Origin of the sequence: Colwellia sp. BRX10-1, from assembly GCF_014077545.1 — a bacterium.
Lineage (GTDB): Bacteria > Pseudomonadota > Gammaproteobacteria > Enterobacterales > Alteromonadaceae > Colwellia_A.
Genome location: NZ_JACGWC010000004.1, coordinates 183,752 through 208,019 on the forward strand (window position 1 = coordinate 183,752; position 24,268 = coordinate 208,019).

The 24,268-nt window shown below is 38.3% G+C and carries 17 protein-coding genes; 7 read left to right on the forward strand and 10 right to left on the reverse strand.

The window, feature by feature from the left end; genetic code table 11:
* The first annotated feature begins 24 nt into the window (after nt 1–24).
* Nucleotides 25–186, forward strand: a complete 162-nt coding sequence (locus H4J75_RS05945) for a hypothetical protein (protein WP_182221609.1) — start codon at nt 25–27, stop codon at nt 184–186.
* Here H4J75_RS05945 and H4J75_RS05950 read toward each other — a convergent pair.
* From H4J75_RS05950 to H4J75_RS05965, 4 genes are all read right to left on the reverse strand, one after another.
* Nucleotides 183–1,130 (reverse strand): class I SAM-dependent methyltransferase, encoded by a 948-nt coding sequence (locus tag H4J75_RS05950; RefSeq protein WP_182221610.1) that lies wholly within the window; start codon nt 1,128–1,130, stop codon nt 183–185. The two genes, H4J75_RS05945 and H4J75_RS05950, sit on opposite strands and share 4 nt — an antisense overlap.
* Before the next feature lie 242 nt (nt 1,131–1,372).
* Nucleotides 1,373–2,830, reverse strand: a complete 1,458-nt coding sequence (locus tag H4J75_RS05955; protein WP_259366334.1) for a glycoside hydrolase family 16 protein — start codon at nt 2,828–2,830, stop codon at nt 1,373–1,375.
* Between the two features lie 68 nt (nt 2,831–2,898).
* A complete protein-coding gene (locus H4J75_RS05960) occupies nt 2,899–6,150 on the reverse strand; it encodes a di-heme oxidoredictase family protein (RefSeq protein ID WP_182221611.1) in 3,252 nt (1,083 codons plus the stop codon).
* A 466-nt stretch (nt 6,151–6,616) separates the two neighbouring features.
* Nucleotides 6,617–8,125: an MFS transporter gene (locus tag H4J75_RS05965; RefSeq protein WP_182221612.1), complete on the reverse strand. Its 1,509-nt coding sequence runs from the start codon at nt 8,123–8,125 to the stop codon at nt 6,617–6,619.
* A 537-nt stretch (nt 8,126–8,662) separates the two neighbouring features.
* Here H4J75_RS05965 and H4J75_RS05970 point away from each other — a divergent pair.
* Nucleotides 8,663–10,489, forward strand: a complete 1,827-nt coding sequence (locus H4J75_RS05970; protein ID WP_182221613.1) for a glycoside hydrolase family 3 protein — start codon at nt 8,663–8,665, stop codon at nt 10,487–10,489.
* Nucleotides 10,490–10,555: 66 nt separating this feature from the next.
* On the opposite strand, the gene H4J75_RS05975 is transcribed toward H4J75_RS05970, so the two are convergent.
* The 3 genes from H4J75_RS05975 to mgtE form a co-directional block, all read right to left on the reverse strand.
* The gene (locus H4J75_RS05975) at nt 10,556–12,295 is read right to left on the reverse strand and encodes a nitrilase-related carbon-nitrogen hydrolase (protein ID WP_182221614.1); all 1,740 of its coding nucleotides are present in this window, start codon (nt 12,293–12,295) and stop codon (nt 10,556–10,558) included.
* Between the two features lie 176 nt (nt 12,296–12,471).
* Nucleotides 12,472–13,314 (reverse strand): phospholipase A, encoded by an 843-nt coding sequence (locus tag H4J75_RS05980; protein ID WP_157470793.1) that lies wholly within the window; start codon nt 13,312–13,314, stop codon nt 12,472–12,474.
* A 348-nt stretch (nt 13,315–13,662) separates the two neighbouring features.
* Nucleotides 13,663–15,018, reverse strand: a complete 1,356-nt coding sequence (mgtE, locus tag H4J75_RS05985) for a magnesium transporter (protein WP_182214888.1) — start codon at nt 15,016–15,018, stop codon at nt 13,663–13,665.
* A gap of 619 nt (nt 15,019–15,637) precedes the next feature.
* On the opposite strand from mgtE, the gene H4J75_RS05990 reads away from it, so the two are divergent.
* On the forward strand, nt 15,638–16,339 hold the full coding sequence (locus H4J75_RS05990) for a hypothetical protein (RefSeq protein WP_182231424.1): 702 nt from the start codon (nt 15,638–15,640) through the stop codon (nt 16,337–16,339).
* A 25-nt stretch (nt 16,340–16,364) separates the two neighbouring features.
* Here H4J75_RS05990 and H4J75_RS05995 read toward each other — a convergent pair whose 3' ends face one another.
* Entirely contained in the window at nt 16,365–17,321 is a 957-nt protein-coding gene (locus tag H4J75_RS05995) for an alpha/beta fold hydrolase (RefSeq protein WP_220465247.1), read from the reverse strand.
* 139 nt (nt 17,322–17,460) lie between these two features.
* Nucleotides 17,461–18,126, reverse strand: coding sequence for a glutathione S-transferase (locus H4J75_RS06000; RefSeq protein ID WP_182221615.1), 666 nt, complete (start codon nt 18,124–18,126; stop codon nt 17,461–17,463).
* Between the two features lie 180 nt (nt 18,127–18,306).
* Between H4J75_RS06000 and H4J75_RS06005 the strand changes: the two genes are divergently transcribed.
* Nucleotides 18,307–19,131, forward strand: a complete 825-nt coding sequence (locus H4J75_RS06005; protein ID WP_182221616.1) for an AraC family transcriptional regulator — start codon at nt 18,307–18,309, stop codon at nt 19,129–19,131.
* A gap of 490 nt (nt 19,132–19,621) precedes the next feature.
* Here the strand turns inward: H4J75_RS06005 and H4J75_RS06010 are convergent, their stop codons facing one another.
* On the reverse strand, nt 19,622–20,305 hold the full coding sequence (locus H4J75_RS06010) for a glucosaminidase domain-containing protein (protein WP_182214882.1): 684 nt from the start codon (nt 20,303–20,305) through the stop codon (nt 19,622–19,624).
* 223 nt (nt 20,306–20,528) lie between these two features.
* Between H4J75_RS06010 and H4J75_RS06015 the strand changes: the two genes are divergently transcribed.
* The 3 genes from H4J75_RS06015 to H4J75_RS06025 all read left to right on the forward strand — a co-directional run bounded on the left by H4J75_RS06015 (nt 20,529) and on the right by H4J75_RS06025 (nt 24,224).
* Nucleotides 20,529–21,281 (forward strand): ABC transporter substrate-binding protein, encoded by a 753-nt coding sequence (locus tag H4J75_RS06015; protein WP_182214880.1) that lies wholly within the window; start codon nt 20,529–20,531, stop codon nt 21,279–21,281.
* 386 nt (nt 21,282–21,667) lie between these two features.
* Nucleotides 21,668–23,536 carry a glutathionylspermidine synthase family protein gene (locus tag H4J75_RS06020; RefSeq protein ID WP_182221617.1) on the forward strand — a complete coding sequence of 623 codons (1,869 nt, stop codon included), beginning with the start codon at nt 21,668–21,670 and terminating at the stop codon, nt 23,534–23,536.
* 64 nt (nt 23,537–23,600) lie between these two features.
* Nucleotides 23,601–24,224: a DUF502 domain-containing protein gene (locus H4J75_RS06025; protein ID WP_182221618.1), complete on the forward strand. Its 624-nt coding sequence runs from the start codon at nt 23,601–23,603 to the stop codon at nt 24,222–24,224.
* The last annotated feature ends 44 nt before the right edge of the window (nt 24,225–24,268 follow it).

A 24,268-nucleotide genomic window follows, 5' to 3' on the forward strand; every position in this document is an offset into this window, starting at 1 on the left:
GCGTTAGACTGATTTGTTGATATTATGGATACTATTTATCTACTAGACAGCAAGAATCCACAAAACTTTCTGTATACCTTGCTCGGCAAAGGTCTGCAATTTATTATTGTGCAGCAGCAAAGTATTAAACAAGTCATTACCTCTCACTTATCAGGGGTAATGACTTGTTGGTATTATCTATCTTAAATTTTTTCGAATACGGTCACTCTTAACTTGCGGTCAACATTATCATCGGGAAAATCACACTCACTAGTAAACCGTTCTGTCATTTTCAAAGTATGACCCGATGATTCAATAATCTCAGCATCTGACTCATCCCACGTTGCATCATAACGATGAAATAAACAAATCAACCAACCGCCCTGACTTAAAAGCTTTGAACACATACTCACCAATTTAGAAAAATCTTGTCCTTTAGGCTGATGCTCTGCATAAGGTGACTTATAAACGGTTGGTGGTGGATCTAAAATAATGCCTTCGAATTGTTGACCACTTTTTATTGCCTTAGGTAAATGCTTATAGATATCACCCTTTATAAAACTGCGAGTGCCAAATTCCATAGCATTTTTTTCGTAGCTTTTTTCAATACGCGGTAGTAACGCTTTCGATCTGTCCAGGTGAATTGCTGCCTTCGCGTTCCCCTTTAAAGCCGCTATACCCAAACTGCCCGTGAATGAAAATAAATTCAATACGCGACGGCCTTCACTATTATTAGCTAACCACTTACGAACGGGACGTGCATCCAGATATAAACCACAATTATGCATCGTATCGGCAAGCAAACTATAATAGACCCCGTATTCTTTGGTAAATTCTGGCGCATCAGCAATATCGCCATGAAGCGAGAACATTCTATTCTTTAAGCGTAACCCGAGAGTTTGATCACCTTTTGCCATAATAAGCGTGAAGGGAAAACACTGTAATAGTGCATCTTTGATTACATCAAGGTCCTCACGAATATCGTCTTTAAATTCGACCAAGGCCATAGTACCAAATTTTTCAATAACTACACCCGGCGCTCCTTCGGTGTAACCATGGAAAACACGCCAAGAATCAAATTCATCTGATTCATTTAAGACTTTTCTATCATTCCATGCTTTTTCGATGAGATCTTGCCACTTTATAGTCAAATCTATGTCCTGCCCTTAGGTATATTTCTAGTGTGGATTGTCTATATTCGTTAGATAATAAGTTAACAAAGAACACACTATCGCTTAAAACTTGTCAGCACGAGTTACTTTGAAAGCAGAACATCAAATAAATAAAATAATATAATGCTGCATCAGCAACTTATTCAATCAATATTATAACTAACCAATGCCGGTGTTAATACTGATATCCTAATAAATCAACCTTGTTATTAAAAGTTCTCCTAATTGAACATATTTTGTTTAAGATACTTCTGCCTAAATACTATCAACATCAGCAGTAGTAAATAACTGAATAAACCACCACTACTTTTCCCCCTCTCATCATCATCGCCAGCGTCAAGCGGCATGTTGTTAACGCTAAATTTAATAGTGCTGCTTACTGAAAGTCTTGGGTTACCGTTGTCAGTTACGGTCAAGTCTACTTGATATGAATTCCCGCCGGACATAGAAGAGGGATCAAAACTAACAAGACCACCGTCGATAATAGGTGATGGAATAGTACCGGATATAAGCCAAACATAAGAAAGGATATCGTCAGCATTTTCATCGGTGGCGTTAGCAGATATTGTGACTAAACCTCCGCTAATATCAACTGATGACACCGCCACATTATTCTGTGTTATCGACAAAGAAACTTCAGGAGATATATTAACCATCTCTTCGAAACAGCCCTTTTCATCAACACTTTCTCCTGATGGAGTATTTGGACACTGATCAAGGTTGTTCTCTATGCCGTCGTTATCATCATCAGCATAAACAGGGGGCGTATTTTCATTACAGCGCTGGGCATTATTTTGATTGGTAGCAGTACAATGCGCCAAATAATCCACTTCCATGGTGACTTTACGCAGACTTGGGTCTATCGCCCCACCTAGATTTCCCCCCATAGCAACGTTGAGTAAAACAAACATCGGTTCTTTATATTGTGGACAATTCGATACATTATGCGCAGTGACTAAGGTATCATCCATATAAAATGATATGTTGTTTTCATCCCATTCTATCGCGTAATCATGCCAATCGAGTACATCATTAGCGCCATTCGGATAAGCGAATCTCACTTCATTACCGCAAGAGCCGCCGCCGGTATTAAAAAAGTTAGTTATATAAGTACTCGGGCTATTGGCAAACCATTCCCAGACATCAATCTCGCCAGCACCTGGGTTGGGCCAGTTAACAAAGTCATCATCATTTTTACGGGGGCTTTCAGCAATACGATTCTCTAACATCCAAAACGCCGGCCAAGAACCCCTTTCAAGGTTATGAAAACGAATTCTTGACTCTATTCTGCCATAGAGAAACTCACGTTTATCTTTACCGTTAATTCGACCGGAGGTCCAATCTCTAGATTGATTATTCAAGCCTACACAATTAGTTTGCTGTTTTCTGGCGATTATTTTTAAGGTGCCATCAGAGACATCAAAGTTCTTATCAATGGAACTATCATCATCGGTATAACATTGAACTTCATTATTAAAGTTGGCATCGACTTGGGCCGTCCAATTTTGCCAATTAACACTGTCCCCTGAAAAAGTATCTATATAGTTAACTTCCCAACCTGCCATAGTAGGTGTCGTTATTAACAAACTCAGCAAACTAATTAAAAACAGTCGACTTTTAAAGCTGATATTCTTTAGCATTGAATTAACATTGCACGGATAAACTGAATATTGGTTCATTATTATTCTCTTTTTTCTTAAAAGAACTTATTAAATCAATCGATAATCAATTTAATAAGCTGCTGATTTTATAGTGATTTTAAAAAGGCTATTAATGAAGCTTCGTCAGCATCAGAAAGTGCTTCATACTTAACTTTAGAAGCTTCTGATTCCCCACCGTGCCAGAGAATTGCTTCATCAATCGTTCTCGCCCGTCCATCATGCAAATAACTATGCTCGGGCGTACAAACTTCATTACCTTGGCCGCCAACTGGGTTTTCTACACCTCCAGTAACGCAAGCCGACAAACCTATGCCCCATAGCGGTGTTGTTCGCCATTCAGCCCCTGTAGCGTTGCCCTCACCTAAGTTGTCAGCAAGACCTTCACCCATATCATGTAACAGTAAGTCGGTATAAGGATGAATAGTTTGATCTCTTAGTTCTGTAAACGGGTGATAGATACTGGTTTGTAATGTTTGCGTATGACAATCCACACAACCAATACTTGAGAATAACGCTTGTCCTTGTTGTACCTGAGGATCATCAAGGCCACGTTGCGCTCGTACACCCAACAATGCGATGTATTTCACTAAATTGTTCAAGTGCTGGTCGCTTATTTCAGATTGGTCATGACCACATTCATTTCTTTCTTGTTGAGCAGAACCACAATCTGGTGATGGTAGTACAGAGGTCATCACCCCCAGATCAGTATTAAACGCTGCCGCAACTTGATGCTTTATGCTTGATGTAGCGGCTTTCCAACCAAAACGCCCAAGGCGAATATCTTGGGTTTCGGGATCGATAGCACTTTGCGCTTTACCTGAAATACCAAAGGGAGCAAATTCATCATTGACATCAGCCATCGCTAAAATAGTTTCTTCAGGAATTGCTTCTAATAATCCTAGGCCAACGAGTTGAGGTGCAATGCGTGCTGAGAATTTTTCTGGCGTACCCGTTGAAAACTTATAATTAGGTGAACGTAAACCATTCACCTCAGTCCATGATTCAATAGCTACCGTTCCTTCACTTTGTACACTTCCCATATTCGATGGCTGTAAAACATCGCCACGCTGGGCATCGGGTTCACCATCAGCATCAGCAATTTTAAAGACCCATTTGTCTAATGCCTCGCCAATTGGTGCCGGAGCTGCCCTACCATTACGTTCATGACAACTTGCGCAACTATGATTAACAAAATGTGTACCTGACTTACCTACCATTTCTGAAAAAACACCATTGGCTGGGTCTTCATCATGTTTACCATCAACAAAAGAGGTATGATGAATACGTCTTCCTAAAACGAACGCTTGCCCATTTAAACTTGATAAATTAGTCGCCATTTGCATGAAGTGGTCATTAGGTTCATTAGTATATTGATAAGGTAATGTGGTATCACCACCTAACCAACCTTGTTTAGCGATAGGATGTGAGTTTTCACGCTCTGATGATTTATCATCAAAATCTCCGACTGTTTTCCAAGGAGCCATGCCACCTTTACCGACTTGGTAAAGATAAGTTGTGCCGTAATAATTTGACCGCCCCTCTGGAACGCCTAATAAAAACTGACTGACTTCAATTTCCATGTGTTGGCCAATACTGAGGGTTTCTATGCTGCCATTAAGTCCGCGAAACTCATTAATGGTTACTGAATATTTATATTGATCGCCATTTGTACTTGTTTGCACAAGGTCGTCGTCGTAACTACCGTGACCGACCGTCACAACGTTAGGCTCATAATTACCATGGTATTCAGCAACAGTATTCATTCCTGAATACCATGCTCTAAATTCTAACGCCTCAAGCTGCCATTGTGTTACCCATTCAATTAAAATAGATGAGCCGCCTTTAGCCACATAATCGGTGAATTTATAGCGTGCTGTTCTATGGGTCCAATAATGAGAAAGGTAATGATCGTATTGCTGAAATTGATCTTCTTTAGCATGACGATCACGTCCTCTATCAGCAAACTTGGTGACCACAGCATCATTAGTTTCATAAATTAAAGCATGTTCTTGTGCCGTGCTAGAGGTATAAAGTGGCACGATATCACCAAAAAGTCCGTATGCTTGAAGGTTCCAACCCGCTATAGCCGCACCTTCAGTGGTTCCTTTTTCGGTGTCACCTTTATAAAAGTATAACGGTTTACCCTGATAGGCAGCTTGTGTTGTGCCATCATTTCGATTAATGATTGATAAATTTGGCACACCAGAAGCGACACCATCAGCCACTAAAAGTGGAGGCCAATTAACCGCACAACCGTCGTTGCAATTACTGCCGTCAGATCCAATGTCATTATCAAAGGTATATAAACTAAAACCTGGCTTTTGGCTGTCTTCACCACCAACAAGAATATCGTTGTTAAACGCCACTTCAATTAACTGTTCTACGGCTTCACAGCCGAGAAAATCCACAAAGGTCCCGATAGGTGTATCTGGACAATTATCCAGATTATTAAACACGCCATCACCATCTGAGTCCGCGCACCCGACCTCATTAATTTCTGCATTTTCAAGCGTATCAGGACACAAATCTAGGTCGTTACCAATACCATCTAAATCATCATCAATAACCGCTGTTATTTGCAGCCAATTAATATTGAATGAACCTGCGTTTATCGCTAATCGTAAGGTAAAAGTACCGCTTGTCGTTAAAAACGAATTAACCACATGGGTTTCAAAGGTTTGCCATCCCCCCGTGCTAGCAACATTGTCACTACCAATTGTATTGCCATTTATCGACAGCGTATAATTACCACCGCCTGAATCTGAAGCCACGCGGCTGCTAATGGTATAAGTCCCAGCACTTAAGGTTACCGGGTATTCTAGCCATTCTGTTGCTTGGGTATAACCAATATTGTAACCGCCGCCCACATCAGTGGTAACTTCGATATCTACAGCGTCATTACGGTAACTTGCTCCGCCTTCATTGCTCGCTGTGGTATCAAAATAGCTGATGTAATCTTCTGCTTGAACAAGCACATCAACAACCTCTTCAATGACCGCACAGCCAGAGCTGTCTACCCTTGTATTATCTGGAGTTTCAGGACATCTATCAGCTGCATCTTTAACACCATCATTATCACTGTCCGTATCGACACTAACAATAATGATTTCGCAACCACTCGCGTCTACATTGGTATTGGCTAATGTATTAGGACACGAATCGACTTGGTCGAATACTCCGTCGTTATCAGTATCTGCATTGATAGTCTCTTTTTCTGTTGGAGTTGACCCACCTCCACAACTTATTAGCGTACTGACTAATAACAATGAAAGCATTTTTTTTGAAAAAACACTTAAAGCTCCTGTTAGTGCACTAAGATTTAATGTTAATTTGCTCATTATTTTATTATTCTTATATTAAAATATTCAATTAAGTCAATGATTAACCGGCTTAATGAATAATTTGGTTTATAACGTTCCCAAAAGATAAACAGTACTGCTGCACTTATATCAATAAGCGCTAACTCTGCATTTTTGAATTATCTTACTGTCGAGCATCCTATAAATAGCCATGTTCAGACTTGAATATTTTTAGCACAATTATTGGTCAAACAGCATCAAAATACGGTCAAAGGGGGGGTAGGAAAAGTTGAAATGGATAAGGGATATAAACAAGTACTCATGATAAGCTTTTGTTATCACCCATACAAAAAAATCATTTTAATTTATTTAAAACAATAACTTAAAAAAATTTACTTTATTTTATTTCGTATTTATTTTAACTAAAAAAATAAAGATCTCACAAAAATAAAGCGGGTTGTATATCTACATGGTTAACTATGTAGATATACAATTTATAAGTGCCTTAGACAGGCGTAACACCGTCAGTATTTTCATCTAAGGCATTCACTTCAGCCGCCATTTTTCCTCGACGTGCCTCAAGTTTACTCCGGGTATCATGAGCCATTTTCTCAGTAATAGGGTAAGTAGCGACCATCCAAATAGCAACCACTGAACAAAGTACAGGCACAAGTACATCAGCTAAGCGCATATAAAACAGCGTATCAGCAGATTGAGCTCCAGCTAACGCAACATCAAAACCTGTTGCATGAAGTAAAAATCCACCAGCTGCCATCGCCGCAGCCAAGCCTAATTTAACAACCCACCAATAAATTGAGCCAAACATACCTTCACGTCGTTCACCGGTTTCTAATTCATCAAGATCACAGACATCAGCAACCATAGATCCCATTAAGGTGAACAAGCCGCCTAAACCAAAAGAGAAAAATATAGGTGGAATAATCACTAGCATTGGATTATCCGGTGTAAAACAAATCCATTTAAGTGCATAACCAAAGATAGAAATGGCAATGGTAATGAAAAAAGCATTTCGCTTCCCTAACCAGCTTGATAACTTAGTGACAATAAAAATAGCACAAGACGTTGAAATAAATGACACCGTACCCGCCCAACCAACATATTCAGCACCTAATGCTTGATCGCCGCCAAAAACATAATAAATAATCACGTAACTTTGGAAAGCTGAAACCATCATAAAGCCGTTGAACACTAAAAAGGTTGCGCCACATAAACTAAGGAAAGGCTTAAATTTAAGTGTAATTAAAAAGCCTTTAAAGAAATCAGTAACGGCATAACTCAAGCTTCTTGGTTTTATTGGTGGTGCATTCGGGTCAATAATCGTTTTTGAAGTTGCTATGGGTGTAAAGCGTTCAGTAAGAAATATTGCTGGTAAAATACCAACAATAATAGTAAATAGCCCAATAATGACGGCTAACCAACTGGCACCTTCAATCATATCGCTAAACAGCGATTCATTTTGCATAAACAGTAAGAACCAAGGTGCAAATAACCACGCAAATTGGCCCATAAAATTCTGCACAGCCATGATACTGGTACGTTCATGATAATCTGGCGTTAATTCATAACCTAATGCGACCCATGGTGTTGCAAAAATAGTGTAGGCTAGATAAAAAATGATAGAACCAATTAAAAAGAACCAAAAGTAAAATTCTTCACTCTGGCCTCTCGGTAATTGCCATAACAAGGCAAAAGTAATACCTGCGACAATAGCCCCCCAGAATATATAGGGTCTGCGTCGACCCCATTTTGATCTTGTGTGATCGGAAATATAGCCCATTAGCGGATCGGTAAAGGCATCGACCAAACGAGGCAATGCGCCTAACAAACCGACTAAAGCTGGATTCATACCTAAACCCAAGTTAAGCACTATGGTCATAGTACCAATTGCCGCACCTAATAAGTTATTTACGAAAGCGCCAAAGCCATAGATAATTTTTCTTAGCGTGGAAATTTTATCTTCAGTCGCGGTTTGATAATGTTCTTGCGTACTCATAAAGCGCTATTCCGTTAAAATGATTATTGAATGAAACTTTAGCCTAATTAAAATTTAGTGAAAGGTTTCAATTATAAATGTCATTTGACACTATATAATTGTAAATCTTAAACAATATAAAAACGATGAGTCGGTCATTATGGGGCGATGAAATGGTCACAATGAGCTTTTTGAATTTATATAATTTTTTCTACTAGCTCAAAAGTCCAATAAAAGTATTTACTGAAAAATTGATAAAATCCCAATAACCTCGAAATAAGTCCACCCTACCGTATTTTAGTTGTATCCATTTACATTCGTAATAGTCTGTCAAAGTAAACTAATTTATAAATAATAAGGCTAAGGTTAATTAACCGTTTAAATTTATATTTTTAATTTCATTTGAGAAGATGTAATACCTATAAATATTTGTCAGCAACTAAGCAACGCTAAGGATGTAGATAGAGCGTTTTACGTGCCTGCTTAGCTCACTCAAATGACATTAAAATAAAATTGGCAAAATGAAGAAATTAAATAATGTCAGGATAACTCAATACTATGCAGCCACTACTTAGTCAGCCGTCAATAAAGGAACAAGTTGATGAGCTAATGTCAAAAATGACATTAGCACAAAAAATTGGACAAATGACCCAAGCTGAACGACTGAGCTGTACGCCCGATGATGTCAGAAAGTACCATTTAGGTTCAGTATTGAGTGGCGCAGGTTCATTGCCCGAAAATAATGATCTTAATAGTTGGCTAAAAACAACCGATAGCTATTGGCAAGCATCAATGGTTAGTGACGAAAATCATTTAGCAATCCCCTTACTCTATGGTGTTGATGCCATACATGGTCACAATAATCTTAAGGGAGCAACAATTTTCCCACACAATATCGGTTTAGGTGCTGCCGCCGACGCTGATTTAATAGCACGTATTGCACAAGTCACACGAAAAGAGGTATTAGCGAGTGGCGTCGATTGGGTCTTTGCACCCAACCTCGCTGTTGCACAAAATAATCAATGGGGTCGCAGCTATGAAAGCTACGCTCAAACGCCAGAATTAATCAATCAATACGCAAGTGAAATTATCAACGGCCTTCATGGAAAGCTCGCTGGTGAAGGCGTTATCGCTTGTGTCAAACATTGGGTTGGCGATGGAGCTACAACGCATGGCATTGACCAAGGTGATGCTAATATTTCTTGGCAAGAACTCAACAATACTCATATTAGCCCCTACATAAGCGCTTTAAAAGCGGGGGCAATGACAGTTATGGCGTCATTTAATAGTTGGAATGGCAACAAGTGCCATGGTCATAAGTATCTGCTCACGGATGTACTAAAACAACAATTGAATTTTTCTGGTTTCATTGTTTCTGACATGAATGGTATTGATTACCTCTGTGATGATTTTTATCTCTCGGTTGCTCAAGGCGTTAATGCCGGCATCGATATGTTTATGCTCCCCGAAAACTGGCAGCAATTTATTCACCATCTGCATAATCATGTTGAATTAGGAACTGTGCCTATCTCAAGAATCAATGACGCCGTCCGTCGGATATTGTCAGTAAAGTTTGCCAGCGGCTTATTTAATTCGCCTCGTCCCAGTGAAAGGATTTGGGCAAATGATGTTAGTTTTGGTGCTAGTGCGCATAGGAATATTGCACGAGAAGCTGTCAGAAAGTCACTTGTGCTGTTAAAAAACAAAAAAAACATCCTGCCTTTAAAAAAGCAGGCTCGAATTTTAGTTACGGGTAAGAATGCTGATAATATCGGTCATCAGTGCGGAGGGTTTACCATTGATTGGCAAGGTGTATCAGGAAACGATCAATTTGAAGGAGCCACTTCTGTCTGGCAAGGTATTTCAGCGGTTGCGCCCAATGCGGTATTAAGGCGTGATAGTGATGTTTCAGCAATATCGGCAAAAGATCATGATATCGCTGTGGTGGTGATCGGTGAGTACCCTTATGCAGAAGGCCATGGTGATATCAGAGATTGTGAAAACCTTATAATAGAGGCAGGATCACAAATAAACGGTCAAGTAAATATTTCAGCGCCCTATGGCAACTCACTAGCATTAAAACAGTTACACCCAGAAGACTATCTATTGATAAAAGATATTAGTGATAAGGGCATACCCCTGGTTGTTATTTTGATCTCAGGGAGAACATTAATCATTAATGACGAGTTAGATAAGTCAGCAGCATTCATTGCTGCTTGGCTTCCTGGCTCAGAAGGTCAAGGTGTTAGTGATATGCTCTTTGGTGAGTTTAACTTCCAGGGAAAACTGTCTTTTTCTTGGCCCCAAAAAACCTCGACAGAAAAGAAGAAAAACAACACTAAACCACTCTTCCCCATCGGCTATGGTTTACGTTACAAAAAATAAAATAATGATATTCACTGGCAATAAATACTACATGATGGTGCATCCAAAATTAGTAAGCACTTACCACTATTTAGAGCAACTGGCAATAGGATGGACTAATGCTTTAGTGATTTTTCCCTGTTGGTATTTAACCAGTGGTTGATTAATATAGCCAGTAAATTTAGCTGACATGCGTTCAGATATTAAGGTAGCGCCTGAGCTTAAATTGGCAATAAACCCCGTGGACTTTTGTAGTTTTTGTTTCTTTTTATTGGCATTTTTATTGGCGTTATCACTATGTGAATCGACCGATAAGCAGCCCGCAGCGAAGCTCTGTTCACGACTCGCGGCAAGAATACAAATTCTATTTTCTGCGGCACGCGATAACAAGCAATATTCAACCTCACCTGGCTCTTGAATTTCAAAAGGCACCAGTAATAAGTGAACTTGATTCAACGCCGCTACGTTAACTATTTCAGGTATGGTTGCATCATCAGCTGTTAGCATAACAAGCTTGATATTACCTTGCTCTAACGGTAATTCTACAAGAGTTAACGCATCTCCAAGTGGTGTCCACTGGTATCGTTGGCAAAAGTGTAATTGCTGCTGTTTTGCCAATAAACCCTGTTCGCTTATTAACACCGCCTGATGTGCGCCATCAATCACTAAACTAGTACACACATATTGAAAAGGTCTCAGTACTGAGCTGATTTGTATAATGAGTTGTTTACTCAAAGAGGCTATATCGGCGAGTTGCTCAGCATTATTCGTTATGGTTTTATCTGCAATAAAAAATAACTCAGGCAATTGAATAATATCACTGAGGTTGTTTTCAATGTAAAAACAAACATCTTCAATGGCTTGTTCATTAGACTTATAGGTTGCAAATATTGCGACATTCGCCGTTTCGGGAACCTTGTCATTATTCATATGCTTAGCCAGCTTTTTTATCGGTAATGTTAGCGCTTGATAAAGTTCAGGGCGTCGTTGCATAAAGACATCGCTGCCATCAGGTCGGCATTTGTTATTGGGTGCTATCGCAGAGTTTTCTAAATCAAGATCAGCAAACACAAAACCTGCTTCATTATGGTTCATTTTAGCGAGTACTTTACCCTCAGGAGAAACTATTTGGCTTTGGCCTGCGCCACTTAGAGATCCCGTTGCTGACAATCGACCAATTTTATTTGCTGTGGCCAAAAATACTTTATTTTCACACGCTCGAGCTGGGTCATGTAAGTGACTTTGATCGTAGGAAAATGTGCTTATTGAATTACAGAATAATTGCCCACCTTGCAAAGCTAATTCACGAGAGGTGTTAAAGGTCATCGTGTCATTACCCATTAACAGTCCAATTTTTGCTAGCGGCGTTAAAGTTAACGTAGACGCCTGACTTGCATTAATAAAAAAATCATTTTCATGACCTTCTAATTTTTGTTTATCGACTTGGTCAAGGCGTTGCCCAAACGGCGAAAATAAACAAGTGGTTATACTAACACCTGCTTTAATCGCATCCTTTTTTTGTTCAGGTGACCAGCTACTTGCAGCATATCGCCTTAAAGTAACGTTTATGACGATGTAGCAGTGATGCTTTTTGGCTTGTTCTGCAATAGCCAGTAAAAAAGGACCGTCAATGTCTAAAGCTTGATGCCAAGCCTGACTACGGTCCTTGTACCCTGGTTCGGTATGGCAAAAAAGTGTATTACAAAATTGAGGTAACACTATGAGTGCTGGCTGACAGACGGCCGCCTCATTTATCATACCCAGGCAGGTTACTTGATTTTCTTGAACATCCAAAGTGGTGGCAAATTGAGAAACGGCGACTCGCATGATATTTTTTCCGGATAATGGGCTGGTGCAGTGATGCAAGCTTAAAGTCATAACTTTAAGAGAGGGGATATTATACTATTAAACATTGCAGCCCAAACTTTCGACAAACTTAAGGGTGGGCTAACAATTAACGGTTTAGCAAGAGTAGGCAATTACACTTGATGGCGTTGCATTACTTATAAAAATTTCATTTGCATACCCAAACTAATGCGTTGTTGATGACGGTCATAGTCGATAAGTGAATCACCATAACCATTAAAGTACTGTATCAAGAAGTCATAACCTTCAGTCAATGAATAAGAAAGATTTAGTTCGACACTACCTTTATTATCACTCAATTTAAGATTATTTCGCACCGCAGTGAAAAGGTTGAATTTGCCTAGCTGAGTACCAACACCAAATTCCATATGCCCAAGATAGTCTGTAATATCTGGATTGTCATCACCAATCACAGAAAGTGGTGTTTCTTTTTCATCTTCAGCTAGTCGATGCCAAGCTTTTATATAATAAAAAGCACTTTCGTCACTAAACACTAACGAAGCAAAAACTCGGTTCCAACTGCGCGATGAAAGACCACTTTGACCATTGGATTGATGATTGATGCCAAACTGAACTTGATTAAACTCAAAGCCTAATATGCTGTGATTCTGTTGCCAACTGTAAAATAATTCAGGTTCGTAATTTGTTTCTCGAAAAGGTTTAGATGCCTCACTGTTGTACAATTGCCAATACGATACTGCGGTAAAACCAAAGTACAGACCTGAAGCATCAGTCGTTGGTAAATATATAGGAAACTTGATGCTAATTTGATATTTAGCCTCTACATTATCAACATTATCATTAGTTAACTCTTCAACCGTGCGGGTACCTGGTTTACTAATATAGGAGACTGGCAGTAGGTAATTTAATCTATGTTGCGAAATAGCAAAGGGGTTAGCGGTTGTTTTCAAAAGCGCTTGTTCTCTTTTCTCTAGAATAGATTTTTCTTTTTTTGTGGCGACACTTACTTCTTCAGCCATTAATAACTGAGGTAAAAAAAGCAGGATTAAGCATAAGGTTTTAGTTATAACTGTTGGTATATGGACGTTGTTCAAGTGTTATTTCTCATAAAAATTTAGTATAGGATCGACTTATCAATCAATGTTTAAAGGCATTGTGATAGTCGCTCAGTTTATTTTTCGTCATTCACTGTTTTGTTATTAAGTACTTAAACAGGGGTTGATTAAGTACATTGTTAACTAGAGTTAATAATAGCGATAATAACAGGTAAATCCAATTGGGTCAGTCAAACTTATTTGTAAAAGTAGTTTACATAAGCACCAGGGTGCGGCTTATTGGCCTTCTGCTGATGATTAAAACAAGGCTAATTAAATCAAAATATAAGTCGCAGTCCCTAAAAAGATTAAAAAACCAACCGCATCGGTTATGGTTGTTAAAATAACACCGCCCGCAATGGCTGGGTCTACACCCAGTTTTTTCAATATTATAGGAATAAGCGCACCTGAAAGCGTACCGGTAAGGCTCACAACAAAAAGAGCCAGCGCAAAAACGCCCCCTAACTGCCAATCGTCATACCATAAAATTGTAATTAAAAAGACCACTGCAGCCCATAATATGCCATTAATAAAAGAGACTTTTAATTCATGAATGGTCAGCGAAACAATATTGGCACTACTGACTAAATCGCGCGCAATACCACGAGTAACGACAGTTAACGTTTGGCTACCTGTAACGCCTCCCATGCTTGCCACTACGGGCATGAGTACCGCGAGCGCGACAAGTTGTTCTATTGATGCTTCAAAAAAGCCAATGACCCAAGCGGCCACAAAGGCGGTGATTAAATTGGTGCCTAGCCAAATAGCTCGATTAAAAGAAATATGAGAAACAGGGGCAAACATATCGAGCTCTTCATTAAGGCCGGCGGAGGCCAATAAACGCTGCTCTGAATTATGTTTTAGCACATCGATAACATCATCAACCGTTATTCGACCCAACAAAAAATTATTTTCATCTACAACTGGCGCAGAGATTAAATCATGGTCTTCGAAAATTTGTGCAACCTGAATGGCCGATTGTAACGAATCAATCAAGGGCACATCGTTTTTCATTACATCGCCAACCGACAAGCTATTATCCATTGAAACCAAGTCACTAAGATATAAGGTTCCTTGTACCTTGTTATTTCTGTCAACAACAACCAGTTGGTCAAGTTGTTCGGGCAACATACCTTCTTTTTTTCTTAACTTACACAAATACCGATAGACGGCTTTAAGACTAACATCCTTTCTGACCGCCGTAGCGTCAACATCCATCATACCGCCGGCTGTATTATCAGGAAAAGAGGCCACTGTTTGGTAACGCTCTTTTCGCTGACTATCCATGGCCTCAACCATAGCGCTTACTACTGGTAATGGTAAATCAGCATCAATGTCGGCTAACTCATCCATTTGAAGCGTCGATAAACATTTAAGTAAATCAGCTTCACTGGTTTTTTTAATCAAAAATTGGCGCAGTTCGCGGTGCACTGAGAGTAAGACTTCACCCTTGTAATTAACCGGGATCAAACTCCAAAAATCATCGCGATATTTATTGGGTAGTGATTCGAGTAATCGGCCCAATTTAGCCGGATGATATTTCTCTATTGAAATCAACAGCTCACGATCGTCTTCTTGCTCTAATGAATGCGTTAATTGGCTAACAAGTTTGGTAAAAGTATTGCTCATAGGATCCACTTATAGTGATTAATTCAATATTTACTGGAAAAGGCGTGCTTAGCAAGTTGCTTGAGCGTAATTTAGTCGCAATCACCACTGACATCAAGGCTTATTAATAGGTCAAGCTATTGCTTGAAAAGCCCGGCTAAATTTATGTAAATAAAACACTTACTTTAGGCGCTTAACAATAAGTCATCGCTAAAAGCGCGAGCCAGTCACTAGATATTAAAATAACGAGGATAAAAATAATTTTAACAATATGCATATAATAATGTAGACAAAGCAGTGCATTGGCCTTATAAAAACATTAAAATTGTACCATTTGCTAACTTTACTGGACCACCACTTTTTAGCCTTTAAATAATAGATAGAAGTAAGGCTTTCTCTATTTCTTGTTATAGAAAGCCTTAATGTAAACACTGAGTGCCAGTAATGCTAACCGGTAAGCTAACACCTACAAATCGTCAATAGGCCTAGTAATAATAACGTTTAAATATCGCCTGAGGTTTTTAATTACTTGGCTTACCAAATGATAATGACTGCAATAATTTTATTATTTTAAAATACCACACAACAAAACAATTAGAGTATACACTGAGCCAATTATTTGTATTAAACAAGGGTTACAATGAAGGAAAATATGCAGACATTCATCGCTTTATTGTCAGCAGATGACGATAATGATTTACGCCAACATTATTTAGCTTCAAGTGAGTCGGAAAATATCATTCAATTAGCTTATCTATTTCAACAAGGAATAGCGCAAGTCGCATCGTTTGATTTTTATCAACAATTAACCACGACATTAATAGCCAGTAAAATTTTACCTGTTGCGCTTATCGCACAAATTAAAACCAACGACACATTGAGTTTTTTTACCCCTGCCCTTCAGGTACAAGACAACTTTACAAAAACAGATCGCAGACAGCGCAATGCTTTACATTATTTATTCGCTGGCAATAAAGCAGTCGCCAGTACCCCACCCTTTATTTATTTACGTTCAATGATGTTATTTGGCAGCAATAATACCTTACGTGATGCACTCTGCCAGCGTGACCACGAAAACTTAACTCCCATTGAAGTTTATTTATCGACTAATCAAAATTTAATTTCGCTAGCGCCGCACGAACTTACCGCATTATTGGCCTTAATAGAGATCGAAAGTAAACAACAGCCCTTAGCCACAACCAACTACTCAAAGGTAATTAAAGTGCTTGCTGAATTATGTTCTCGTCAAGATAAGCACTTTGACAGTGAGCTACAACGTCTTATCTTGGTCGCCATCTACTACAAAAAAGCCATTAACGATATCGTTAATGGCTTACACTAAATTCCAGTTGGCGTTATCGCAATGATTATTGAGACTTGTTATCTTGTAAAAATTGTTTAACAACTAATACTGTTGCCTGAGGGTTTTCTTCGTGAGGTACATGCCCTAAATCATCAAAGACAACTAATTGACTGTTGATAATATCTTTCTTAAATTTCATCGCAAGCTTGATGGGGATGAGCTTATCTTTTCTTCCCCAAATGATAAGCGTTGGTACATTTATTGTTGAGATCTTTTTGGCTAAATCCCCGGGGACCGTCTGCTTAAAGCGTTCTTTTAGAGCGTTACGATTTCCTTCACGAAGCGTCAAATCATAGTATCTGTCAACTAATTCACTGGTGACTAAGTCAGGGTTTCCATAAACATTCTCAACACTTTTTTTCACCAAAGATTTAGGTAAAACGTTTTTTAATAACCGGCTCGTTATCGGATTTTTAGACAATTTAAAGGCTAAGGGTAAAGATTCAGACTTAAAAGGATAGCCACTCGCGTCGACTAAAATTATTTGAGAGACTCGCTCTGGATATAACACTGCGGTAGCCCAAGCAATATACCCGCCTAAAGAGTTACCTGCTAATACACTTTTTTTAACCTTTAACTTATCTAACACAGCAATAACAACTTCAGCATAATGTTCAATAGTATAATTATTTTTAGGATCGGGGCCGGTTAGACCAAAGGCAGGTAAATCAAAGCGAATAACTCTGCGTTGTGTTTTTAGTTGGTCAACCCAGCCATCCCATGTATGTAATGACGCGCTCGTACCATGAATTAAGACAATAGGATCTTCATCAGACTTTGGTCCTTCATCTCTAAAATGTATATTCATACCAGCAATCTGCATAAATTGTGATGGCTCAGCAGCCCAGCGCTTGCTGAGTTCAGCGACAGACTTATCAGGTGCTTGATTAACATAAAGATAACTGGCAAATAAAACGACTACGCTTAGTAGTATAAACAGACTGATTTTTAAAATTCTCAAGAGATTATTGGCCTTTTTCTCTATATATTGTTGATGAAGATTGATTGTAGCTGAATTTATTCTATCAGTATCAGCTACAATGAATAATCATCCCGGGTAAATATCCAAACGCTAACAACGCCATAATGATAAGTTGTTATTAAGCATAATCGTAATGACCTCCAGACTTAAGGGCTTTTTGATAGGCTGAACGGGCTTGAAAACGCTTAACGTAAGCGGTAATTTCTGGGTAGTTATTGTCATTTGAACTTTTGGCAACCCAAGCCTCTAGAGGAAAACTCATTTGAATATCAGCACCAGATAATTCTTCTCCAGCAAACCACTGATTATTTTTTAAATGGCTTTCGATAAAGTCTAAGTTCCCGGTAATATTTGGCCCAACATAGCCTTTCATTACTTTTTTCACAATCCCTCTAGCAATTGGCTTAACAAAAAAGGGCATCGTACTTTTCAATATTTTTTCAAAGATTATTTTTAGTAATAATTGTGGCATCAATGTTCCCTCAGCAAAATGTAACCAGTATATATACTGGCGATGTGCTTCTGTGCCAATATCGGGAGTAAAATCATCACCATAAGTTTGTGCAAGGTATTCAATAATGGCTCCAGACTCAGCAACAGTAATGCTACCATCAGTGATCACTGGAGATTTACCCAATGGATGTACTTTCTTTAAGGTGTTAGGCGCTAAATTTGTTTTTAGGTCTCGCTCATAACGCTTAACGTCATAAGGTACGCCAAGCTCTTCTAAAGCCCAAAGCACCCGCTGCGAACGTGAGTTATTAAGGTGGTGTACAACAATCATAGTTTTCCCCATTAAGATAAAAGCCTAAAGCCAACTATTGTACTATAAATCGCTATCATGATTTATTCGTGATGACCGCAACCAATAGTACAATAGTGCTAAGTATATATTATTTTAATAGCTTTATTTCCCGGCGTCGCATACGATTGAACCACATAATTATACTATCGGACTATTTTAATGCTTTGGACCTCCTGTGTTGTATTACGTCGAGATATCGAGCAACACCAGCATAACCTCCATGAGTTTGTCGTCTGTTTAAAAGGTGCTGTAAGCATAACGATTAATGACGAAAGCCATCAACTTTTAAGCGGACATTCCGTTTTTATCCCTGCTGAATATCAACATTCAATCACGACAGATAAAAACACCGAAACAAAATTACTGTTTGCATGTATTGCTCCCCCGTCCTTTGATAACTTGTCAACACCCGCCAACAGTTTGTATTTAAAAACGTTATCTAAAGGAGGATTTTTAACTAACAATCTCAATTTAAGCAGCCAGCACAGTACGCAAGGAATGCAAAAAATTGCCAATGAACTCGAAATACAACCCATTTCGAGCTCACCATTAAATGTTTGTTTAAAAGAGAACCTCTACTTACGACTATTACTGATCCATATCAGCAACGCCGGTTACGAGCAGCAAGCAAATGCACAATCATCTTTGCGAATGACCAATGCTCAAGATTGGATCAACAATAATTACACTATGGATATCACTCTAGATAAGGTGGCAAAGCAAGTTAATCTATCAAGAAGTCATTTTGCTCGCCAATTTCGCCAGCACACCGGTTTCAGCTTTATTGAATACCTTTTAAAACTGCGTTGTGATGCCGTTGCTAAAAACCTTGCTAGTTCCAACACCGATATAACCGAAATTGCTTTTGCTTCGGGCTTTAGTAATCTTAGTCATTTTTACCGGCACTTTAAACGCCGCTACGGGATAACTCCCGGTGCTTTTAGGTTAATGATTAAACATCAAGGGGTAACACTGAGACCTTAGGCCGCTGTAAAATTTTTCTAGCTAAGGAGTGTTTTACCTTAAGTGTTGTCATAGATGTATTAGCGCAAATATAGACTTCAAAACCCTATAAGCTCAAATATAATAAAGTTACCCTTGCAAGGGTTCGAGATAGAGTGACACAAGATTCATGCAATGTGTTGCCAGAATACTATTTTTCAAAGTAACCACAGCAGAAATTTGTCTACGTCAGATAAATTTATCATTTGAGAACCTGCTTAGATTCACGATTAAATACCTGTCGATTATCAGAATTATATAGGGGAGCTAAGATATAAACTTTGCTGAAGTCTTTACGGGTAATGGGGATAACGTTGAGCAGGTATTATGCAGGATAACAAAAAATAAAATCGAGCACGATGAAGATAACGAACACCTACTTCAGCATGCTTTAAATCAGCCTTACTTGATTGAACTACTCGGCACTTAAGTACCGAGTTTTCTCGACGACACTGATAAATTTAACCGAACTTTAGTCATAAGTATTAAATTTATTAAACTTTATAATAGAGGTTAATTCATCACCATATTCTGCACCCTTTTCAGAATAACGGTCTAACTTTTTAACTAAAGAGTAGGGGTCATCAGTTTTTAGTCGTAATTGCCTAAATTTCTGAAAGGCGGCGCTGCGTCCAAGGGTTCGATAGTAGCCCCTTACCGAGGCTTTAATAGAAGGGTATCTTTTTAGCCAAATGGTTTTATCACCCCTTTTTTTCAGTGCCGCGATTCTAGGTTCATCTTCATCGAATGACCAAACACCAAAAATATTATTAGCTTCATTAAAAAAACGAGAGGTTGCCCAAGAACTCTCCATTGCCGCTTGTGCAATAGCAATACTTTTAGGGTGAGGTTTAAGTGCCATTAACAGCTCATTATCAGTTTTGGCTTTATATTCTATTTTCAGTTTTTCTATCATATCGTTATCACTACCTAACTTAAGTGACTCTGAAACGTCAAGATATTGAACCATAAGTTCATCATAAACTTCGTCTATTGCAGGAATAATTAAATTTTTAAAGCGAGCCTTTTTCTCTTGTACTGTCATTTTTGGCAAAGTAGGTTCATTTGCGCCATAGAAATAAATCGCTGTCGATAATAATAATATTAAGGGGATAAGTATCAATAATGTTTTTGACTGAAAAGCAGTTAATTTCATGGCAAGCCTTGTAGTTAGAAATATATTGTTAAGTATAAAAAAGCGGTTAACTTTCAGGAAGTATAGCATAAAGTCCGCTAAAATTTTAAAAGTAAAGTTATCTAGTTCTGCAGTCTCGTGTCATAAAAAATTTACTTGTTTGATAAACAGCTGTGAAAAATTATTTTTCGTCTATTTTTCGTCTATACTCATTTTACTTATTTATTATCCTATTAACTAACATATGCAGCTAAAACTATTTTTATTAATCATCAGTTTGTTATTTACTCTGCCTTCCTTTGCTCAACAAAAAATCACCATTGCCTTTGGTGATGCTCTTGCACCTTGGGTAATGCCTGAAACTAACGACGGTATAATAATAACTTTAATAAGAGAGGCCTTAGAGCCAGCTGGCTATGAAATAGAAGCAATTTATTATCCATATGCTCGCCGAATAACATCATTCAGAGCTAAGGATGTTGATGCGGCCTGTGACATGAACTTAAAAACAATGACCAAAGAAAACCTTACCGGTTTCTTATCTGATGAAGCTTATGCTTACGAAAATTTTGCCTTCGCATTAAAAAAGCATAATTATAAATTTACTCACTTGAATGAGCTAGCTTCATACTCTTTATTGTCTTGGCAAGGCGCCAAAACACACTTGGGTGGAGAGTATGCCGTAATGGCCAACAAAAACCCGCTTTATCTAGAGAATCATGATCAAGAATTACAGGTTAAAATGTTATATCTAGAACGTTTCGATATCATTCAGTTAGACCTACAAATATTTAAACATTACCGAGCTAAAATTCAAAAAGAAGGACAAATCAATACCCATTTATTAGTGGATAAATTTCCACTTTTTGGAGCAAGCCCTAATAATATTCTTTTTCATGATAAAAAAGCCAGAAATGCCTTCAATAAAGGCCTTAAAGAATTAAAAGCGAATGGTCGTTATGAAAAAATATTCGCATCGTATACCTTAGGTAACTAGTGAGTTATTTACGGATTATAGTCTCGACTCTAAGGATGACGAACCATTAGCGAAAAGTGCTCAACGTTTAGTGGTTTATTCTTATCATCCTCGCCTCAATATTACTCATCAATTTTGCACGAAGATAAAATGCCTTCGCTATTTTATATCCGTTAGCTTAAACAAAAATATTACAAGGTTAGCTTCATAGCTACTTATGCTCTATATTTCACGTAAAAAATACCGTTAGTTTAATCTGATCTTGACCAGAATATTAAGCTTAATGTAAAGTTAGTTTAAATGAGCTCGTCGTTCATCTTAACCATTATTTCACTCAACTATTTTAAAGGGCAATGCTATAGCGAAAGCATTTTTTTTACGCTAATAGCCACTTAAGTCTGGACTAAATGACTAAAATTAAAAACATACAAGATGTCTCTTTTGGCACCCCTATCGGTATATCGATGGGCAATGTAACCGCTTATTCTAGCGATTATGATACCGTAGACCCATTAATCTATAAATCGCGTAGTCACTTTAGAAGCTATGTAGATGATATTTATATGGGACATAAATGGCAATGTGTTGAATTTGCTCGTCGATGGCTTTACACCAACAAAGGTTATATTTTTAACGATGTAGCTATGGCTTACGAAATATTTAATTTACGTTCCGTGAGAGATATTGTAAATAATAACGAACTCGCCTTAAATGCCTTTGAAAATGGTGCAAAGAGATTACCTGAAGTAGGAAGTTTACTGATTTGGGATGAAGGTGGAGAATTTGAAGAAACGGGTCACGTAGCTATTATCACTGCAGTTTTTAACGATAAAGTGCATATCGCCGAACAAAACATGGCCTTTGCACCTTGGCCAAATGGGCAAAACTATTCGCGTGAAATAAAAGCAAAATTAGGCAGTAACGGCGACTACTGGCTACACTGCCCCTCTGATGGGTCAACCATTTTAGGGTGGTTAATACAAACTGATGATGAAACAGATGCGCTGATTTTTTCTCTGCCAGAACCCGCAGTGTTTAATATTGAAGCTTGTACTGCGCCAGCACAAAATAAAGCCAATACCCCTTGGTTAAACCTCGCCAATGACGACGAATATGCATTTTTTCAAATGATGGCTGGCCATAGACTTTCATGTGATGATGCAAGCGCTTTACGCTATTACCGTATATCACCCCAAGCTCATTTAGCACTAGAAACGGCCACGGATGAACTGCATCAAATGTTTATGCATGCTACCGATTACGTGCTGGAACATCCAGAGCTATTGGAAAAATTCGGCTTACCCAAAAATCTAAATGAAAAAATTAAGCGCTCATGGTCTAACCGCGCTAATCAATTAGTAACAAGTCGTTTTGATTTTTCAATGTCTGAACATGGCTTGAAGGTCTACGAATATAATTGTGATTCGGCATCATGCTATATGGAGGTTGGAAAAGTACAAGGTAGATGGCTAAAACACTTCCAAGTGAAAGGTGGAACTGATGCAGGCACAGCCTTATTTAGCCTTTTAGTTAAAGCTTGGCAAGCTCGTGCTATCGACTCCGTTATTCATATATTACAAGATGATGACCCCGAAGAAACCTATCATGCACTCTTTATGAAAAACGCCATAGAAGCGGCGGGTCATCAATGTAAAATATTGGTAGGGATTGATTCATTAACGTGCAATGAAAATAATGAAATTGAAGATTCTGCCGGCATAAAGATTCAATGGATATGGAAAACATGGGCGTGGGAGACTGCACTTGACGAAATAAGAGCAAATCAAGATGATGTCACTAATAAAGCTCAGCATAAAAAACCGCATAAACCTAGCTTATCTGACGTACTACTAAACGATAACATTATGGTTTTTGAGCCACTTTGGACACTTATTCCTAGCAACAAAGCGATTTTACCTGTGCTATGTATGCTATTTCCAAATCATCCCTACTTGTTAAATACCAGCTTTGAATTAACTGATGAACTTAAGCAAACTGGCTACGTAAGTAAGCCAATCGTTGGCCGCTGTGGTGCAAATATAAAGATAATAGATGAAAACAAGCAAGTGATTGCCGAAAAGTCAGGTAATTTTGAAACAAGAGAGCAAATTTACCAAACATTGTTCCCCTTGCCCTATGTCGAGGATAAATATGTGCAAGTTTGTACTTTTACCGCAAATGGCCATTATGCCGGTAGTGGTGTAAGAGTCGACTCGTCAATGATTATTGATAAAGATAGTGATTGTTTAGCATTACAATGTAAACATGACGTATAAAAATGTTTCTTGCGCTAACATTCAGCATATCTGCGCTTATTTCAACCGTATCTAGGATATTAACTTGCAATTATTAAGTATATTAAAAAATATTAAAAACTTTTTATTAACGGCATTTATTGGTGGAATGGTTATATTATTGCCCGTTGTTATTGTCTTTAAAGTCGCTTTTTGGCTATTAAATTCACTTTCAATGGCCTTTGAACCGATATCTACTTTTTTCTCAACACAATTTGTCTCTCACATCCCTTTAGCTGAAATCCTTGCGTTTACTGCAGTGTTTTTATTGTGTTTTATCATAGGACTACTCGTACAAACAGTATGGGGACGCTATGTTCATGGCCAATTAGAACAACGCTTACTTGTTCCAATTCCTGGTTATACGCTGATAAGAGATATACTGAGCCAGTTTAAAAATAAAGATGGTGGTTCTTTTACGCGCCCAGTAATGCTTAAAGCATTTCAATCTGAACAATTAGTTTTGGGTTATATTACTGACGAATTAGAGGATCATTTTGCGGTATTTGTGCCTACTAGCCCTAGCCCATTTAATGGTTTTGTTATTTTTGCTCCTAAAGCAGATGTTAAACACATTGAAGGTAGTGCTAAAAGCGTGATGAACTTAATCGTCGGCTGTGGTGTTGGCTCAGCTAAAACATTAACAAAAGATCATTTTAAAAACCCTTAACTTTACCATGTGTTAATGCGCCAATTTACAAAGCAAAACCAATA

What these genes read in the sequence shown, in the direction of transcription:
- H4J75_RS05945 (WP_182221609.1), top strand. Translation starts at nt 25, where the DNA reads ATGGATACTATTTATCTACTAGACAGCAAGAATCCACAAAACTTTCTG.
- H4J75_RS05955 (WP_259366334.1), bottom strand. Translation starts at nt 2,830, where the DNA reads ATGAACCAATATTCAGTTTATCCGTGCAATGTTAATTCAATGCTAAAG.
- H4J75_RS05960 (WP_182221611.1), bottom strand. Translation starts at nt 6,150, where the DNA reads ATGAGCAAATTAACATTAAATCTTAGTGCACTAACAGGAGCTTTAAGT.
- H4J75_RS05965 (WP_182221612.1), bottom strand. Translation starts at nt 8,125, where the DNA reads ATGAGTACGCAAGAACATTATCAAACCGCGACTGAAGATAAAATTTCC.
- H4J75_RS05970 (WP_182221613.1), top strand. Translation starts at nt 8,663, where the DNA reads ATGCAGCCACTACTTAGTCAGCCGTCAATAAAGGAACAAGTTGATGAG.
- H4J75_RS05975 (WP_182221614.1), bottom strand. Translation starts at nt 12,295, where the DNA reads ATGCGAGTCGCCGTTTCTCAATTTGCCACCACTTTGGATGTTCAAGAA.
- H4J75_RS05980 (WP_157470793.1), bottom strand. Translation starts at nt 13,314, where the DNA reads ATGGCTGAAGAAGTAAGTGTCGCCACAAAAAAAGAAAAATCTATTCTA.
- mgtE (WP_182214888.1), bottom strand. Translation starts at nt 15,018, where the DNA reads ATGAGCAATACTTTTACCAAACTTGTTAGCCAATTAACGCATTCATTA.
- H4J75_RS05990 (WP_182231424.1), top strand. Translation starts at nt 15,638, where the DNA reads ATGAAGGAAAATATGCAGACATTCATCGCTTTATTGTCAGCAGATGAC.
- H4J75_RS06000 (WP_182221615.1), bottom strand. Translation starts at nt 18,126, where the DNA reads ATGATTGTTGTACACCACCTTAATAACTCACGTTCGCAGCGGGTGCTT.
- H4J75_RS06005 (WP_182221616.1), top strand. Translation starts at nt 18,307, where the DNA reads ATGCTTTGGACCTCCTGTGTTGTATTACGTCGAGATATCGAGCAACAC.
- H4J75_RS06010 (WP_182214882.1), bottom strand. Translation starts at nt 20,305, where the DNA reads ATGAAATTAACTGCTTTTCAGTCAAAAACATTATTGATACTTATCCCC.
- H4J75_RS06015 (WP_182214880.1), top strand. Translation starts at nt 20,529, where the DNA reads ATGCAGCTAAAACTATTTTTATTAATCATCAGTTTGTTATTTACTCTG.
- H4J75_RS06020 (WP_182221617.1), top strand. Translation starts at nt 21,668, where the DNA reads ATGACTAAAATTAAAAACATACAAGATGTCTCTTTTGGCACCCCTATC.